General features: G+C 69.0%; 18 protein-coding genes. 13 read left to right on the top strand and 5 right to left on the bottom strand.

What is annotated here, in order from left to right; translation table 11 throughout:
• A partial coding sequence (gene mnmD / locus QM569_RS14455) for a tRNA (5-methylaminomethyl-2-thiouridine)(34)-methyltransferase MnmD (RefSeq protein ID WP_414987934.1) occupies positions 1-1,169 on the bottom strand: 1,169 nt, incomplete at its 3' end.
• Positions 1,170-1,183: 14 nt separating this feature from the next.
• The gene (locus QM569_RS14450; protein WP_414987933.1) at positions 1,184-1,456 is read right to left on the bottom strand and encodes an oxidative damage protection protein; all 273 of its coding nucleotides are present in this window, start codon (positions 1,454-1,456) and stop codon (positions 1,184-1,186) included.
• A gap of 118 nt (positions 1,457-1,574) precedes the next feature.
• Between QM569_RS14450 and QM569_RS14445 the strand changes: the two genes are divergently transcribed.
• The 10 genes from QM569_RS14445 to QM569_RS14400 all read left to right on the top strand — a co-directional run bounded on the left by QM569_RS14445 (position 1,575) and on the right by QM569_RS14400 (position 9,766).
• Positions 1,575-2,597: a sulfate ABC transporter substrate-binding protein gene (locus QM569_RS14445; protein WP_414987932.1), complete on the top strand. Its 1,023-nt coding sequence runs from the start codon at positions 1,575-1,577 to the stop codon at positions 2,595-2,597.
• A gap of 67 nt (positions 2,598-2,664) precedes the next feature.
• Positions 2,665-3,258 (top strand): NADPH-dependent FMN reductase, encoded by a 594-nt coding sequence (gene ssuE, locus QM569_RS14440; RefSeq protein ID WP_414987931.1) that lies wholly within the window; start codon positions 2,665-2,667, stop codon positions 3,256-3,258.
• 106 nt (positions 3,259-3,364) lie between these two features.
• Positions 3,365-4,390 carry a sulfonate ABC transporter substrate-binding protein gene (locus QM569_RS14435; RefSeq protein ID WP_414987930.1) on the top strand — a complete coding sequence of 342 codons (1,026 nt, stop codon included), beginning with the start codon at positions 3,365-3,367 and terminating at the stop codon, positions 4,388-4,390.
• Between the two features lie 72 nt (positions 4,391-4,462).
• Entirely contained in the window at positions 4,463-4,642 is a 180-nt protein-coding gene (locus QM569_RS14430; RefSeq protein ID WP_414987929.1) for a hypothetical protein, read from the top strand.
• A gap of 19 nt (positions 4,643-4,661) precedes the next feature.
• On the top strand, positions 4,662-5,825 hold the full coding sequence (ssuD, locus tag QM569_RS14425) for an FMNH2-dependent alkanesulfonate monooxygenase (RefSeq protein ID WP_414987928.1): 1,164 nt from the start codon (positions 4,662-4,664) through the stop codon (positions 5,823-5,825).
• Positions 5,826-5,838: 13 nt separating this feature from the next.
• The gene (gene ssuC, locus QM569_RS14420; RefSeq protein ID WP_414987927.1) at positions 5,839-6,690 is read left to right on the top strand and encodes an aliphatic sulfonate ABC transporter permease SsuC; all 852 of its coding nucleotides are present in this window, start codon (positions 5,839-5,841) and stop codon (positions 6,688-6,690) included.
• A gap of 25 nt (positions 6,691-6,715) precedes the next feature.
• Positions 6,716-7,678, top strand: coding sequence for an aliphatic sulfonate ABC transporter substrate-binding protein (locus tag QM569_RS14415; protein WP_414987926.1), 963 nt, complete (start codon positions 6,716-6,718; stop codon positions 7,676-7,678).
• Positions 7,679-7,682: 4 nt separating this feature from the next.
• Positions 7,683-8,492 (top strand): ATP-binding cassette domain-containing protein, encoded by an 810-nt coding sequence (locus tag QM569_RS14410; protein ID WP_414987925.1) that lies wholly within the window; start codon positions 7,683-7,685, stop codon positions 8,490-8,492.
• Between the two features lie 30 nt (positions 8,493-8,522).
• Complete coding sequence (locus QM569_RS14405; RefSeq protein WP_414987924.1) at positions 8,523-8,738, top strand: TOBE domain-containing protein; 216 nt, start codon at positions 8,523-8,525, stop codon at positions 8,736-8,738.
• Positions 8,739-8,800: 62 nt separating this feature from the next.
• The gene (locus QM569_RS14400) at positions 8,801-9,766 is read left to right on the top strand and encodes a CysB family HTH-type transcriptional regulator (RefSeq protein WP_414987923.1); all 966 of its coding nucleotides are present in this window, start codon (positions 8,801-8,803) and stop codon (positions 9,764-9,766) included.
• Here the strand turns inward: QM569_RS14400 and QM569_RS14395 are convergent.
• The 3 genes from QM569_RS14395 to QM569_RS14385 are packed head-to-tail and all read right to left on the bottom strand — an operon-like array spanning position 9,729 to position 11,651.
• On the bottom strand, positions 9,729-10,055 hold the full coding sequence (locus QM569_RS14395) for a type II toxin-antitoxin system RelE/ParE family toxin (protein ID WP_414987922.1): 327 nt from the start codon (positions 10,053-10,055) through the stop codon (positions 9,729-9,731). The genes QM569_RS14400 and QM569_RS14395 overlap by 38 nt on opposite strands.
• A 3-nt stretch (positions 10,056-10,058) precedes the next feature.
• Positions 10,059-10,319, bottom strand: coding sequence for a type II toxin-antitoxin system Phd/YefM family antitoxin (locus QM569_RS14390; protein ID WP_414987921.1), 261 nt, complete (start codon positions 10,317-10,319; stop codon positions 10,059-10,061).
• 51 nt (positions 10,320-10,370) lie between these two features.
• Positions 10,371-11,651: an alpha/beta hydrolase family protein gene (locus QM569_RS14385; protein ID WP_414987920.1), complete on the bottom strand. Its 1,281-nt coding sequence runs from the start codon at positions 11,649-11,651 to the stop codon at positions 10,371-10,373.
• A gap of 152 nt (positions 11,652-11,803) precedes the next feature.
• Here QM569_RS14385 and QM569_RS14380 point away from each other — a divergent pair, with 152 nt between their 5' ends.
• The 3 genes from QM569_RS14380 (at position 11,804) to QM569_RS14370 (ending at position 14,175) form a co-directional block, all read left to right on the top strand.
• Complete coding sequence (locus QM569_RS14380; protein WP_414987919.1) at positions 11,804-12,253, top strand: rhodanese-like domain-containing protein; 450 nt, start codon at positions 11,804-11,806, stop codon at positions 12,251-12,253.
• Positions 12,254-12,319: 66 nt separating this feature from the next.
• Positions 12,320-13,246, top strand: a complete 927-nt coding sequence (gene epsC, locus QM569_RS14375; protein ID WP_414987918.1) for a serine O-acetyltransferase EpsC — start codon at positions 12,320-12,322, stop codon at positions 13,244-13,246.
• Entirely contained in the window at positions 13,243-14,175 is a 933-nt protein-coding gene (locus QM569_RS14370) for a family 2A encapsulin nanocompartment shell protein (RefSeq protein WP_414987917.1), read from the top strand. Before epsC ends, QM569_RS14370 begins: the two co-directional genes overlap by 4 nt.
• Positions 14,176-14,344: the final 169 nt, after the last annotated feature.

Raw genomic sequence — 14,344 nt, 5'->3', positions numbered from 1 at the left:
GCGAGCCGGGCCGGGCGCAGCCAGCCCGCGCGGGCGTGCCAGCAGGCCGGGGTGCCGGGCGGCAGGTGCGCGGCTTGCAGTTGCGCGGGCGTGGCGGGGCGGCTCCAGTCGGCGCCGGGGCCGTGCAGCCAGCCTTCGCCCAGGGCCAGCCTGCCGTCCACGCAGTGCTCCAGCACGCCGCTTTCCGCCCAGTCCTCGCCCGCGCGCAGCAGCGCGCCTGCCCAGTGCAGCGTGGTGCGCGCCCCGGCGCGCGTGGTGCGCGACAACTGGCCGTCGTCGGGCGAGGTGTGGGGGCAGATCAGCCCGGCGGGCAGGCCCGATGCGCCCGTGGCGGGGGCGCTGCCCTGGTCGAGTACCTCGACCTGCCAGCCGCGCCGCGCCAGGCTGGCGGCCACGCTCGCGCCCGCGAGGCCCGCGCCGATGACGAGGCAGCGGCGCTCGCCTGCATACGCCTGGGGCAGTGCGCCGCGCGGCTCCCAGCGGGGGTCGAAGGTGGCGTGCAGGTTGGCGCGTTTCGGCGGAACGCCGGGTACGCGCTGCACGGCAAAACCGTTTTGCAGGAGGCCCTGGCGCACGCTGGCCGCCACGCTCCAGGTCGCCAGGCGCGTGCCGCGGCGGCAGCAGCGCGCCACGGCGCGCAAGGTGTCGGCGTCCCACATGCCGGGGTTGCGGCGGGGGCTGAAGCCGTCCAGATAGACGCTGTCCGCCACCAGCACGCCCTGCTGCTGGCGCAGCAGGGCCTGGGTGTCGCCGATGAGCAGGGTGAGCAGCACGCGCCCGCCGTCGAAGGCCAGGCGATGCACACCGGGCAGCAGGCCCCAGAACTGCGCGGCGAGTTCGTTCGCGAGCGGGGCGAGTTCGCCGCCGCTGTGCGCCTGCAGCAGCGCATCGGCGGCCACAGGCCAGGCTTCGGTGGACACGAAATGCAGCAGCGCGGGCCGTTCAGGGTCGGCGCGCCAGGCGGCCCAGGTGGCGAGGAAGTTCAGGCCCAGGCCGAAGCCGGTTTCCAGAATGCGCCACTGGCGCTGGCCCGCCCAGGCGCCGGGCAGGCCGCAGCCGTGCAGGAACACGTCGCGCGCCTGGGACAAGCCGCTTTCGCTGTGGTAGCGGTCGCCGAAGCGGGGGCTGTAGGGCGTGCCGTCGGGGAGCCAGTCAATGGGCTCGGACACGGTGGATGGCTGCTTCAGGCGCTGGGCGGCACATAGCCCGCCGCAGCATCCGCGCCGCCCCCAAAGAAGTGGTTTTCCATCTGCCGCGCCAGGTACTGCCGCGCGCGGGCGTCGGCCAGGTTCAGGCGGTTTTCGTTCACCAGCATGGTCTGGTGCTTGAGCCAGCCTGCCCAGGCTTCCTTGCTGACGCTTTCCCAGATGCGCTTGCCCAGCTCGCCGGGGTAGGGCGGAAAGTCCAGGCCCTCGGCGTCCTTGCCGAGCTTGATGCAGTGAACGGTGCGTGCCATGGGGAAGGTTTCCTTAGATGTTTTGGTTGTTTAAAACTGAAATCTTAGTTGTTCCAGTTTTGAAAGATGGGTTTCAGAATCCGCTGCATCGACATTCAACGCACCCTGAAAGCACTCCATGAAATTTCGCCGCGACTTTATCAAGTTTCCCCTCGCCGCCGTCCTGGCGGGCAGTTTGGCCCTGGCGGCGGTGCCGTCGTTCGCTCAAGGCGTGACGCTGCTCAATGTGTCGTATGACCCGACGCGCGAGCTGTACGTGGAGTTCAACCAGGCTTTCGCCAAGCACTGGAAGGGCAAGACCGGCCAGGACGTGACCATCAAGCAAAGCCACGGCGGCTCGGGCAAGCAGGCGCGCTCCATCATCGACGGGCTGGACGCCGACGTGGCCACGCTGGGCCTGGCGCCCGACATCAACGCGCTGGTCAAGAACGGCGGCTGGGTGGCGCCGGACTGGCAAAAGCGCCTGCCGCACAACGCGGCGCCCTATACATCGACCATCGTGTTCCTGGTGCGCAAGGGCAATCCCAAGGGCATCAAGGACTGGGATGACATCGCCAAGCCCGGCGTGGCCGTGATCACGCCCAACCCCAAGACATCGGCCGGCGCGCAGTGGAACTACCTGGCGGCGTGGGAGTACGGCAAGCGCAAGTTCGGCGGCGAGGAGCAGGCCAAGGATTTCGTGCGCAAGGTGTACGCCAACGTGCCGGTGCTGGACACGGGCGCGCGCGGCTCCACCATCACCTTTGCGCAGCGCGCGGTGGGCGACGTGCTGCTGGCCTGGGAGAACGAGGCTTTCCTGGTGCTCAAGGAGTTCGGCGCCGACAAGTTCGAGATCGTCGTGCCCTCGATCTCCATCCTGGCCGAGCCGACGGTCGCCGTGGTGGACAAGAACGTGGACAAGAAGGGCACGCGCAAGGTGGCCGAGGCGTACCTGCAGTACCTGTACAGCGAGGAAGGCCAGGACATCGCGGGCAAGCACTTCTACCGCCCCGCCGTGTCCGAGAAGGCGCGCGCCAAGTACGCGCCGCAGTTCCCCAAGCTGGCGCTGTTCACCATCGACCAGGCGTTCGGCGGCTGGGACAACGCGGGCAAGCACTTTGCCGATGGCGGCAGCTTCGACCAGATCTACACCAAGAAATAAGAGTCAAATTGGCCTCTGGCGCTTATCTGACAAGCGCCAGTAGCTATAAAAATAGAAGCAAACCGCCATGTCCATCCTCTTGATCGCGGGCAGCCCGTCCGAACGCTCGCGCTCCGCCGCGCTGCTCGAATCCGTGGGCCAGCGCCTGGCCGGGCGCGGCGCGCTGGTCGAGCGCCTGCACATCCGCAACCTGAACCCGCAGGCGCTGCTGCTGGCCGACTTCGGCCACCCCACGGTGGTGGGCGCCGCCGAGCAGGTGGCGCGCGCGCGGGTGCTGGTGGTGGCGACGCCCGTCTATAAGGCGGCCTACAGCGGCGTGCTCAAGGTCTTTCTGGACCTGCTGCCGCAGACGGCCCTGAAGGGCAAGACGGTGCTGCCGCTGGCCACCGGCGGCAGCCCGCACCACATGCTGGCGCTGGACTACGCGCTGCGGCCCGTGCTGCAGTCGCTGGGCGCCAAGCACATCCTGCCCGGCATCTACGCCACCGACGCGCAGGTGGCGCTGACCCCTGAAGGCGCCTACCACGTGCAGGACGAGATTTCCGCCCGGCTCGATGACGCCGTGCAGGTGCTCGTGACCGAGACGCTGCGGCCCACGCATGCGCCAGCGTCCGCGCAGTTCGCGCCGGTGCATTTCTCGCAGGTGCGCTGTAGCGTCTAGCAGCGCGTTTTCTCCCCCTTGATTTCTTTTTGAACCCCTCGCGCAGGGGCGGGGCGAAGCCTTGCCCGCGCACCGCGCCCGTACTTGCCCAGAAAGACACCGTTCCATGACCACCGCAATCCACCCAACCCCCACCCGGCTGCGCGCCCTGCGCGGGCTGTTCATCGGCTTCCTGGCGTTCACTGCCTTCGTGCTGTCCGCTGCCTTCGTGCTGTCCGCTGCCTTCCTGCTCGCCCAGCCCGTGCATGCGCAGGGCAAGCCGGGCGAGCTGCGCATCGGCATCCAGAAATCCTCGGCGCTGCACACGCTGCAGCGGGCCACGGGCTCGCTTCAGAAAAAGCTCCAGCCGCTGGGCGTGACTGTGAAGTGGGTCGAGTTCCCCGCAGGCCCGCAACTGCTCGAAGGGCTGAACGTGGGCGCGGTAGACGTGGGCTACGTGGGCGAAGCCCCGCCCATCTTCGCGCAGGCGGCGGGCGCTCAGTTCGTCTATATCGGCAACGACCCCGCCTCGCCGCGCGCCGAGGCCATCGTGGTGCGCAAGGACTCGCCCATCCAGTCGGTGGCCGAACTCAAGGGCAAGAAGGTCGCGCTCAACAAGGGCAGCAACGTGCATTACCTGCTGGCCAGGCTGGTCGAGAAGGCGGGCCTCAAGCTCTCTGACCTGCAAGTGGTCTATCTGCCCCCCGCCGACGCCCGCGCCGCGTTCGAGAGCAAGAATGTCGATGCCTGGGTGATCTGGGACCCGTTCCTGGCTGCGGCTGAAAAGCAGATCGGCGCCCGCGTGCTGGCCGACGGCACGGGCGCGGTGAACAACCACCAGTACTACCTGGCCCAGCGCGACTACGCCGCCAAGAACCCCCAGGTCATCCAGGCCCTGTTTGCCGCCTCGGTGGAAGACGGCGAATGGCTCAAGGCCCACCTGAAGCAGGCCGCAGCGCAGATCGCGCCGCTGCAAGGCCTGCCGGTGGAAGTGGTGGAGCTGGCCTTGCAGCGGCAGGCGTTCAACGTCAAGCCCATCACGCCCGCCGTGGCGGCCGACCAGCAACGGATCGCCGACACCTTCTTCGAGCTGAAGCTGATCCCCAAGGCCATCCAGGTCAGTGATGCCGTGCTGGTGGAAGCCAAGCACTGAACGCGAGGAGAACGGCATGACCTTGATTTCCGCTACCCGCCGCCTGGTTCAGGGCTCGGCCTGGAGGGGCGCATGAGCGCGGGCTTCATCGACCAGCATGCGCGGCGCATGCTGCGCACCACCGCCCAGGCGTGGGGCCTGCCCACGCCGCTGCGCGTGCGCGGCATTGGCAGCCGGGCGCAGCGGGGGCAGCCTTGCCCGTTGCGTTTCGGTTTCCTGCAAGAGGGCTACGGCCTGGCTTTTTCCTACTGACAACGAACGGTGATCCACCATGCAAATCTTCTGGTTCATCCCCACCCACGGCGACAGCCGCTACCTGGGCACCGCCAAGGGGGCCCGGCAACTGAGCCACGACTACCTCCAGCAGGTGGCGGTGGCGGCGGACAGCCTGGGCTACGAGGGCGTGCTCATCCCCACGGGCCGCTCGTGCGAAGACCCGTGGGTCATCGCGTCCAGCCTGCTGCCGGTCACCAAGCGGCTCAAGTTCCTGGTGGCCGTGCGCCCCGGGCTGCACCAGCCCAGCCTGGCGGCGCGCATGGCGGCCACGTTCGATCGCCTCTCGGGCGGGCGCCTGCTCATCAACCTGGTGACGGGCGGCGACCAAGCCGAGCTGGAGGGCGACGGCGTGTTCCTGGACCACGCGGCGCGCTACGAGCAGTCGGCGGAGTTCATCCGCATCTGGCGCGAAATCCTGGCGCGCAGCCACGACGGCGGCAGCCTGGACTACGAGGGCAAGCACCTGTCGGTCAAGGGCGCCAAGCTGCTGTTCCCGCCCTTGCAGCGGCCGCACCCGCCGGTGTACTTCGGCGGCTCGTCCGACGCCGCGCACGAGCTGGCGGCGGAGCAGGTCGAGACCTACCTGACCTGGGGCGAACCGCCCGCCGAGGTGGCGAAGAAAGTGGCTGACGTGCGCGAGCGCGCCGCCCAGCGGGGCCGCACGGTCAGGTTCGGCATCCGCCTGCACGTCATCGTGCGCGAGACGGACGCTGAAGCTTGGGCCGCCGCCGACAAGCTCATCAGCCACGTGGACGACGAGACCGTGGCCCGCGCCCAGGCCGTGTTCGCCCGCATGGATTCCGAAGGCCAGCGCCGCATGGCCCGGCTGCACGCGGGCGGCGCCAAGCGCTCACGGGCCGACCTGGAGATCAGCCCCAACCTGTGGGCCGGCGTGGGCCTGGTGCGCGGCGGCGCGGGCACGGCCCTGGTGGGCGACCCCGAGACCGTGGCCGCGCGCATCCAGGAATACGCGGCGCTGGGGCTCGACACTTTCGTGCTCTCGGGCTACCCGCATCTGGAAGAGGCGTACCGCTTTGCCGAGCTGGTGTTCCCGCTGCTGCCGCTGTCCGTGCGCGAAAAACTCGCGGGCGGCAACCCGCTGGGCCCGTTCGGTGAAACCGTGGCCAACGACTTCGTGCCGCGCGCATCGCAAAGCTGACCAGGAGCCGACCATGACCCTGCAAAACACCCTCCGCGAGCTGACCACCTCACCCCTGGCCGACACGCCCCTCGAAGGGCCGCTGACGCCCTTCCCCGTGGCGCGCATCCTCAACGGCCTGCTGCCCTGGGCCGTGCCCGTGGCCTTGATCGCGCTGTGGCAGATCGCCTCGTCGCAAGGCTGGCTTTCCACCCGCGTGCTGCCCGCGCCCATCGACGTGGTGCGCGCCGCGTGGACGCTCACCGCATCGGGCGAGTTGTGGACGCACGTCAAGGTCAGCGCGGGCCGCGCGCTCGCCGGGCTGGCCATCGGCGGCGGGCTGGGCCTGCTGCTGGGCCTGCTCACCGGCTCGGTCCGGCTGTTCGAGACGCTGTTCGACTCCACCGTGCAGATGGTGCGCAACATCCCGGCGCTGGCGCTGATCCCGCTCGTCATCCTGTGGTTCGGCATTGACGAATCGGCCAAGCTGTTCCTCATCGCCGTGTCGGTGTTCTTTCCCATCTACCTCAACACCTTCCACGGCATCCGCAACGTGGACCCGGGGCTGATCGAGATGGGCCGCACCTACGGCCTCACGCGCTGGCAGCTGTACCGGCAGATCATCCTGCCCGGCGCGCTGTCGTCCATCCTGGTCGGGCTGCGCTTTTCGCTGGGCCTGATGTGGGTGATCCTGATCGTGGCCGAGACCATCTCCGCGCAGGCGGGCATCGGCTACCTGACCATGAACGCCCGCGAGTTCCTGCAGACCGACATCGTGCTCGTGGGCATCCTGCTCTACGCCCTGCTGGGCAAGCTGGCCGACGTGTTTGCCAAGGGGCTGGAGCGCTACTGGCTGCGCTGGCACCCCGGCTATCAAAGCGCCTGATTCACCCTGGATTCTTTTGACCGCCATGACCACACCCTTCCAAACCAACCGCCGCATCGTGCTGGGCGCGCTCGCGGCCCTGTCCAGCGGCCTGGCCGCCGCGCAGGGCAAGCCGCAGACCCTGCGCATCGGCCTGCAAAAGTCGTCCACGCTGGCCACCGTGCTGCGCACGCGCGGCACGCTGGAGCCGCTGCTCGCGCCGCTGAACGTCAAGCTGAGCTGGCACGAGTTCACCAGCGGCCTGCCCCTGCTCGAAGCGCTGAACCTGGGCAACATCGACGTGAGCGCCGACGTGGCCGACACCGTGCCCGTGTTCGCCCAGGCGGCGGGCGCGCAACTGACCTTCGTGGCGCAGGAGGCGCCTTCGCCCTCGGCCCAGGCCATCGTGGTGCGGGCCGACTCGCCCATCAAGGCCGTGGCCGACCTCAAGGGCAAGAAGATCGGCTTCGCCAAGGCCGCAGGCGTGCATTACCTGCTGATCGCCGCGCTGGAAAAGGCGGGCCTGTCGTTCAAGGACATCGAGCCCGCCTACCTGGCCCCTGCCGACGGCCGCGCCGCCTTCGAGCGCGGCGCCATCGACGCCTGGGTGGTGTGGGACCCGTTCCTGGCCGCTGTGCAAAAGCAGTCGCAGGTGCGCGTGCTGGCCGACGGCAGCGGGCTGGCCTCGTACCAGCGCTACTACCTGGCGGGCACGCCCTATGCCCAGGCCCGGCCCGACGTGCTGCGCGTGTTCTTCGCCGAACTGCGCAAGGCGGGCCAGTGGGTCAAGCAAAGCCCGCAGGACGCCGCCGCGCTGCTGGCGCCCGTGTGGGGGCTGGACGCCGCCGTGGTCGAGCTGGCCAACAGCCGCCGCAGCTACGCGGTGCGCCCCGTGATCGCGTCCGCCTTGACCGAGCAGCAGCGCATTGCCGACGCCTTTCTGGCCGAAAAGCTTTTACCCCGGCGCGTGAACGCGCTGGACGTGCCCCTGTTCCAGCCCGGAGCCTGACGCCATGACCGCACCCACAACGAAAACCCCCCAAGGCGTGCGCCTGGAAGTGCGCGGCGTGGACAAGCGCTACGGCGCGCGCGACGTGCTGAAAAAGGCCGACCTCACCATCGAACCCGGCCAGTTCGTCGCCATCGTGGGCCGCAGCGGCTGCGGCAAGAGCACGCTGCTGCGCCTGGTGGCCGGGCTGGAATCGGCCACCAGCGGCGCCATCCGCATCGACGGCCAGGACGTGGCGGGCCTCTCGGGCGGCACCCGCATCATGTTCCAGGACGCACGCCTGCTGCCCTGGAAGCGCGTGGCCGACAACGTGGCCCTGGGCCTGCCGCCCGAGCGGCGCGGCGCGGCGGCGGACGTGCTGGCCCGCGTGGGCCTGGGCGACCGGCTGGCCGAATGGCCCGCGCGCCTGTCGGGCGGCCAGCGCCAGCGCGTGGCCCTGGCGCGCGCGCTGGTCCACGAACCGCGCCTGCTGCTGCTCGACGAGCCGCTGGGCGCGCTCGATGCCCTCACGCGCATCGAGATGCACCGCCTCATCGAAGGGCTGTGGCGCGCCAGCGGCTTTACCGCGCTCCTGGTCACGCACGACGTGCAGGAGGCCGTGGCCCTGGCCGACCGCGTGATCCTGATCGAGGACGGGCGCATCGCGCTCGACCAGGCCATCGACCTGCCGCGCCCGCGCGTGCATGGCGACGCGGCCTTCGCGGCACTGGAGAAACGCATCCTCGACCGCGTGCTGCAAAAGCCGGACGTGGAGCCCACGCCCGAACCCCACTGGCCCGGCGTGCCCGCCCATGGCCTGCGCTGGGCTGTCTGAATTTTTTATCAACCACAGGAGTAAGAAACCATGTCCATCCAAGCCATCAACGTGCGCAACCAGTTCAAGGGCAAAGTGCGCGAAATCATCCGGGGCGATGTCGTCTCTGAAGTCGATGTGGAGACGCCCTGGGGCATCGTCACCTCGGTCATCACCACGCGCTCCGTCGATGAACTGGCACTCGCCATCGGCTCCGAGGTCGTGGCGCTGGTCAAGTCCACCGAGGTGTCCATCGCCAAGCTTTGAGCCAAATTGGCCTCCAGCGCTTGCTGGATAAGCGCTGGCAGCTATGAAAACGATAGTTTGAAATGAATTTCCAGCAACTGCGCTCCGTGCGCGAGACGGTGCGGCGCGGCTTCAACCTGACCGAAGTCGCCAACATGCTCTACACCTCGCAGCCCGGCGTGAGCCGCCAGATCCGCGAGTTGGAGGACGAGCTGGGCGTGGAAATCTTCGTGCGCGCGGGCAAGCGCCTCACGGGCCTGACCCCGCCCGGCGAGGCGCTGCTGCCCATCGTGGAGCGCCTGCTGCTCGAAGCCGAGAACTTGAAGCGCGCGGGCGAGGACTTCACCGCCAGCGAGCGCGGCGGCCTGTCGGTGGCGGCCACGCACTCACAGGCGCGCTACGCCCTGCCGCAGGTGGTGCGCGACTTTCGCACGCTGTACCCCGGCGTGTCGCTGCACCTGCACCAGGGTTCGCCGCGCCAGGTGGCCGAGATGCTGCTGTCCGGCGAGGCCGACATCGGCGTCGCCACCGAGGCGCTGGCGGGCTACGAGCGCCTGGCCACGCTGCCGTGCTACCGCTGGTCGCACAGCATCGTCGTGCCGCCCGGCCACCCGCTGCTGGACGAGCCCGCGCCGCTGTCGCTCGCGGCCCTGGCGCGCTACCCGCTGGTCACCTACGAGCAGGGCTACACGGGTCGCGCCCACATCGACGAGGCGTTTGCCCGCGCGGGCCTGGCGCCCGACATCGTGCTCACCGCCATGGACGCCGACGTGGTCAAAACCTACGTGGAGCTGGGCATGGGCGTGGGCATCATCGCTTCGATCGCCTTCGACGCCGAACGCGACCGCCACCTGCGCGCCATCGACGCGCGGCACCTGTTCGAGGTGAACCTCACCCGCCTGGCGCTGCGGCGCGGTGCGTGGCTGCGGGGCTATGCCTATGCGTTCATCGAGAGCTTCGTGCCCACGCTGACGCGGGAGGTGGTGGAGCGGGCGATGCAGGACGCGAAGCTCAGTGGTGCAGCAGCCGCTGGAGCAGGTGCGTCCTGAAATCGCGCCGGGTATGGATGAACATGTGGACGATGGCCTGCGCATCGTCGAACTCGTACACCACCCGGGTCTGCCGCACCAGCCGGTAGCGGACGTTGGCGACGCCCAGGTCCCGCAGTTCGTCGATGTGGCGGCCCAGCTCGGGACGGTTCTGGATGCGATCGAACGCCTTCTTGTATTCGGCGTTGACGGTGTTCCAGATGTTGTCGCCGAATTCGCTCTTGACGCGGCTTTTGATGGCCTTGAATTCTTCCTTGGCGCTGCCCAGGATGACGATGCTGCGCGCCACGGGTCAGTCGTCCATCTCGTCCAGGAACGCCTTCGCATCGCTGAATTGGCCTTCCTTGAGCTCGCGCCGCCCCAACGCCAGCAGCTTGAGCAGCGCCAGGGTTTCCTGCTGCTTCTCGTATTCGGCAATGTCCATCACCACCATCTTGGCCTCGCCGTTCTGGGTAATGATGATCGGCTCGGGGTTGACGGCGAAGTCCCGCACGATGTCTGCCGCGTTGGATTTCAGGTAGGTGATGGGCTTGATTTGCTCTGCGAGTGACATGGCGGTTCCACAAGAACGGTACGGCCACAATACAGACTGAATTCCGGCCTGTCAACGCACGCCATCCGCTGACGCCCGCAGCGGCAGCGACTCCAGCCTCGGCTCCTGCCCCATCACCAGTTGAGCGGCAAGGGTGCGCGTGGCGGGCTGCAGCACCGAGAAATGATCCTTGCCCGCCACCAGCGCGCAATGCACTTGTGCAGACTTGCGCGCGGCGCACAGCTCTTCCAGGCTGCCCCGGTTACCGGGCGCATCGGCCCCTTCGATGATCCACGTAGGCGCTTTCACTGCATGCAGCCAATGCACGGGCGAGCGCAACCGCAGTTCCTCGGCGCTCAAGTCCTTCCAGCGCACGGGCCACTGGTAGCCCTTGGGGTCGGCCACGGGGCCGAAGGCGAACACGCCGCGCACCGGCAGCCCCGTCGCCGCCGCCAGCAGGGCCAGTGTGCCGCCCGTGCTGTGGCCGCCCAGGTAGATGCGCTGCGGGTCAGCATAGGGCAGCCGCGCCGCCTGCGCGATGGCGGCCACCACGTCATCCACCTCGCCCCAGAAATATTCGCGCTCGCCGGGGTTGGCGTTGCCGCCGCGCAGCGTGGGGAACACCATCACCATGCCCGCCTTGCGGAAGGCGCTGGCGCTCTGGTCGTTGTGCGCGCCGCCTTCGCTCCAGAAGTCGCCCAGCGTGTTGCTGTCGCCGCCGGTCAGCCAGACCATCACCGGGTGGCGCTGGCCGTCGCGCGGGTCGGGTGTGGCGAAGGCGGCCAGCGTGAGGCCCTGGCTTTGGTAGGGCATGGGCACGAACAGCGATGCGGGCGGCTGCGGTAGTGGCGTGGGTGCCGTGCGGGCCGCTGGCAGCAGTGCCGACTGGATGTGCGTGGCCTTGCCCGCGCGGGCTTGCGCCAGGTTTTCCAGCGCGACGGCGCCGCGCTCCACCTGCTGGTCGAGGGTTTGTTGCAGTTCGGCTTGCAGCTTGCGTTCCAGCGCCTGCTTGCGCTCGTCCTCGGCCCGCTGGTCGCGTGCCTGCTGCCAGCGCTGCTGCGCCTGGTCGTGGGCGGCCTGCGCCTCGCGGGTGATGCAGCGGCGCGAGGGGTCGATGGCGTAGCCGTCTTCCATCGCCTTGTTGGCCTGCGCGGTCGTCAGCTTGACGGTATGGCAGACCGCATCGCTCGCGGGTGCCGGGCGCGGAGGCCATTCGAGCGGGGCGGACTGCCGCGCCGTGTCTTGCGCCTGGTGCAACTGCGCCTGGCCGCGCCACAGCATCTTGGCGCCGATGACGAGCACGACCAGGAGCATGGCGAACACGGTCAGGGTGCTGCCTCGGGCTTGGGCCATGGTGGTTTCCTTTGCTTTCAAGAGTTGGCGCGGATTATCTGGTGCGCCGCCCTTGCTCGTTTTCCGCATAAGCAAGCCGTTTTTCGTTCGTTGTTGCGCCGTGGCCCGGCGCGCACCATGCAGTGCATCACCACCGCATTCGACCCACGGCCATGACGGACTACTCCCACCACTACACCTTGCAAGAAGCCGCCGCGCATGCGCAGGATGACGGCACCGTTGCGCCCCGGCGCGCGTGGCAGCTTGTGAGCGAGGGCAGGGCGCTGCTGGTGGACGTGCGCACCGCCGAGGAGCGCAAGTTCGTCGGCCACGTACCCGGCAGCGCGCACGTGCCCTGGGCCACGGGCACCGCGCTGTCGCGCAACCCGCGCTTCGTGCGCGAGTTGGGCGCGCTCATCGCCAAGCAGCCGCAGCCCACCACCGTGCTGCTGATCTGCCGCAGCGGCAAGCGCTCGGCTCTGGCCGCGCAGGAGGCGGCCAAGGCGGGCCTGGCCAACGTGCTGAACGTGAGCGAGGGCTTCGAGGGCGACCTGGACGACGCGCAGCAGCGCGGGCGCTTCAACGGCTGGCGCTTCCACGGCCTGCCCTGGATACAAGATTGAAACTCAAAAACGATAGCTGCCAGCGCTTTTCCAGCAAGCGCTGCGGGCTGATTCGACCTTAAAACCATGAGCGACTTTCCCATCCCCCACATCGTGGCCGCGCTGCGCGAGGTGCGCGAGCAGTGGCGCACCCAGCAGGGCCGCACCGACACCACGCACCGCGAGTTTCCCTCGCGCGACGCGGTGGCGCGCGCCGTGGACGCGCTCAAGGGCGTGCTGTATCCGCTGCGCCTGGGGCCGCCCGACCTGCGGCAGGCGGGCGAGGACTTCTACATCGCCCACACGCTGGACACGGCCTTGCAGGCACTGCTGGCGCAGGCGCGCATCGAGCTGCGCTACCGCAAGGGCAGCGACGACGTGGACGAGCGAGCCGCCCAGGCCGTGCGCGCGTTCAGCGAGGCATTGCCCGCGCTGCGCCAGCAGCTCGATGAGGACGTGCTGGCCGCCTTCCACGGCGACCCGGCGGCGCAGAGCGTCGATGAAGTGGTGTTGAGCTACCCCGGCGTGCATGCGCTGATCCACCACCGCATCGCCCACACGCTCTACGCGCTGGAGCTGCCGCTGCTCGCGCGCATCGCCGCCGAGCTGGCGCACGGCCAGACGGGCATCGACATCCACCCCGGCGCGCGCATCGGCGCGGGCTGCTTCATCGACCACGGCACGGGCGTGGTGATCGGCGAAACCGCGGTGCTGGGCCGCAACGTGCGCATCTACCAGGCGGTGACGCTGGGTGCCAAGCGCTTTCCGCGCGACGCCCAGGGCCACCTGCAAAAAGGCTGGCCGCGCCACCCCATCGTGCAGGACGACGTGGTCATCTACGCCGGGGCCACCATCCTCGGGCGCGTGACCATCGGCCACGGCGCGGTCATCGGCGGCAACGTCTGGGTGACCGAAGACGTGCCGCCCGGCGCCCACGTCACGCAGGCCACGGTGCAGCAGGCCGCCCAATCACCCACTTTCCACCAACCACAGCCAGAAGCTGCCATTCCATGACTACTTTGCACACCCTGGGCGACAACGCCGCCCGCCAGTTGGCCAACGCCACCAAGACCGCGCCCCAGCTCTCCACCATCACGCCGCGCTGGCTCACGCACCTGCTGCAATGGGTGCCGGTGGAGGCGGGCATCTACCGCGTCAACCAGGTCAAGAACCCCGAGGACATCAAGGTCACCTGCACGTCCAAGCAGTTCGAGAACCAGCTGCCGCGCACCTTCGTCGATTACGACGAGGCCCCGCGCGAGTACTTCCTGAATGCCGTCTCGACGGTGCTGGACGTTCACACGCGCATCTCCGACCTCTACAGCAGCCCGCACGACCAGATCAAGGAGCAGCTGCGCCTGACCATCGAGACGATCAAGGAGAACCAGGAGAGCGAACTCATCAACAACGCGGGCTACGGCCTGCTGGCCCAGGTGGCGGACGAGCAGCGCATCCTGCCCCTGAACGACAGCGGCGCCCCCACGCCCGACGACCTGGACGAACTGCTGACCAAGGTGTGGAAGGAACCCGCGTTCTTCCTGGCCCACCCGCTGACCATCGCCGCTTTTGGCCGCGAGGCCACGCGCCGCGGCACGCCGCCGCCCACGGTCAGCCTGTTCGGCTCGCAGTTCATCACCTGGCGCGGCGTGCCGCTGATCCCTTCGGACAAGGTCCCCGTGGCCGACGGCAAGAGCAGCATCATCCTGCTGCGCGTGGGCGACCGGCGCCAGGGCGTCGTCGGCCTGTTCCAGCCGGGGCTGCCGGGCGAGCAGAGCCCGGGGCTGTCGGTGCGTTTCATGGGCATCAACGACCAGGCGATCAGCTCGTACCTGATCTCGCTGTACTGCTCGCTGGCCGTGCTCACGCCCGATGCGCTGGCGGTGCTCGACGACGTGCGCATCGACCGCTACCACGACTACTCGGCGCTCGATACCTACAAGTAAAGGGGAAGCGTCTTGAGCGTCACCACACCCATTCCCACACCGCAGACTGCTTCGCCGCTGGACACCGCCGCGCTCGCGCAGCTCGCCACCAGCCTGCTGCGCAGCCTGCCCGGCGACGCGCCCGCGCTGCCCATCCACGGCGCGCAGCCGCCCGCCACCTGGGCGCCGG

It is taken from the genome of Acidovorax sp. (genome assembly GCF_047607405.1).
Classification (GTDB): Bacteria; Pseudomonadota; Gammaproteobacteria; order Burkholderiales; family Burkholderiaceae_C; genus Acidovorax.
This window is presented reverse-complemented; position numbering and strand designations above follow the sequence as displayed.

Bases quoted from the DNA above. Each gene is read 5' to 3' on its own strand.
- QM569_RS14390 (WP_414987921.1), bottom strand. From the start codon at position 10,319: ATGTCACTCGCAGAGCAAATCAAGCCCATCACCTACCTGAAATCCAAC.
- epsC (WP_414987918.1), top strand. From the start codon at position 12,320: ATGAGCGACTTTCCCATCCCCCACATCGTGGCCGCGCTGCGCGAGGTG.
- QM569_RS14410 (WP_414987925.1), top strand. From the start codon at position 7,683: ATGACCGCACCCACAACGAAAACCCCCCAAGGCGTGCGCCTGGAAGTG.
- QM569_RS14435 (WP_414987930.1), top strand. From the start codon at position 3,365: ATGACCACCGCAATCCACCCAACCCCCACCCGGCTGCGCGCCCTGCGC.
- ssuE (WP_414987931.1), top strand. From the start codon at position 2,665: ATGTCCATCCTCTTGATCGCGGGCAGCCCGTCCGAACGCTCGCGCTCC.
- QM569_RS14370 (WP_414987917.1), top strand. From the start codon at position 13,243: ATGACTACTTTGCACACCCTGGGCGACAACGCCGCCCGCCAGTTGGCC.
- QM569_RS14450 (WP_414987933.1), bottom strand. From the start codon at position 1,456: ATGGCACGCACCGTTCACTGCATCAAGCTCGGCAAGGACGCCGAGGGC.
- QM569_RS14380 (WP_414987919.1), top strand. From the start codon at position 11,804: ATGACGGACTACTCCCACCACTACACCTTGCAAGAAGCCGCCGCGCAT.
- QM569_RS14385 (WP_414987920.1), bottom strand. From the start codon at position 11,651: ATGGCCCAAGCCCGAGGCAGCACCCTGACCGTGTTCGCCATGCTCCTG.
- QM569_RS14445 (WP_414987932.1), top strand. From the start codon at position 1,575: ATGAAATTTCGCCGCGACTTTATCAAGTTTCCCCTCGCCGCCGTCCTG.
- ssuC (WP_414987927.1), top strand. From the start codon at position 5,839: ATGACCCTGCAAAACACCCTCCGCGAGCTGACCACCTCACCCCTGGCC.
- QM569_RS14430 (WP_414987929.1), top strand. From the start codon at position 4,463: ATGAGCGCGGGCTTCATCGACCAGCATGCGCGGCGCATGCTGCGCACC.
- ssuD (WP_414987928.1), top strand. From the start codon at position 4,662: ATGCAAATCTTCTGGTTCATCCCCACCCACGGCGACAGCCGCTACCTG.
- QM569_RS14400 (WP_414987923.1), top strand. From the start codon at position 8,801: ATGAATTTCCAGCAACTGCGCTCCGTGCGCGAGACGGTGCGGCGCGGC.
- QM569_RS14415 (WP_414987926.1), top strand. From the start codon at position 6,716: ATGACCACACCCTTCCAAACCAACCGCCGCATCGTGCTGGGCGCGCTC.
- QM569_RS14405 (WP_414987924.1), top strand. From the start codon at position 8,523: ATGTCCATCCAAGCCATCAACGTGCGCAACCAGTTCAAGGGCAAAGTG.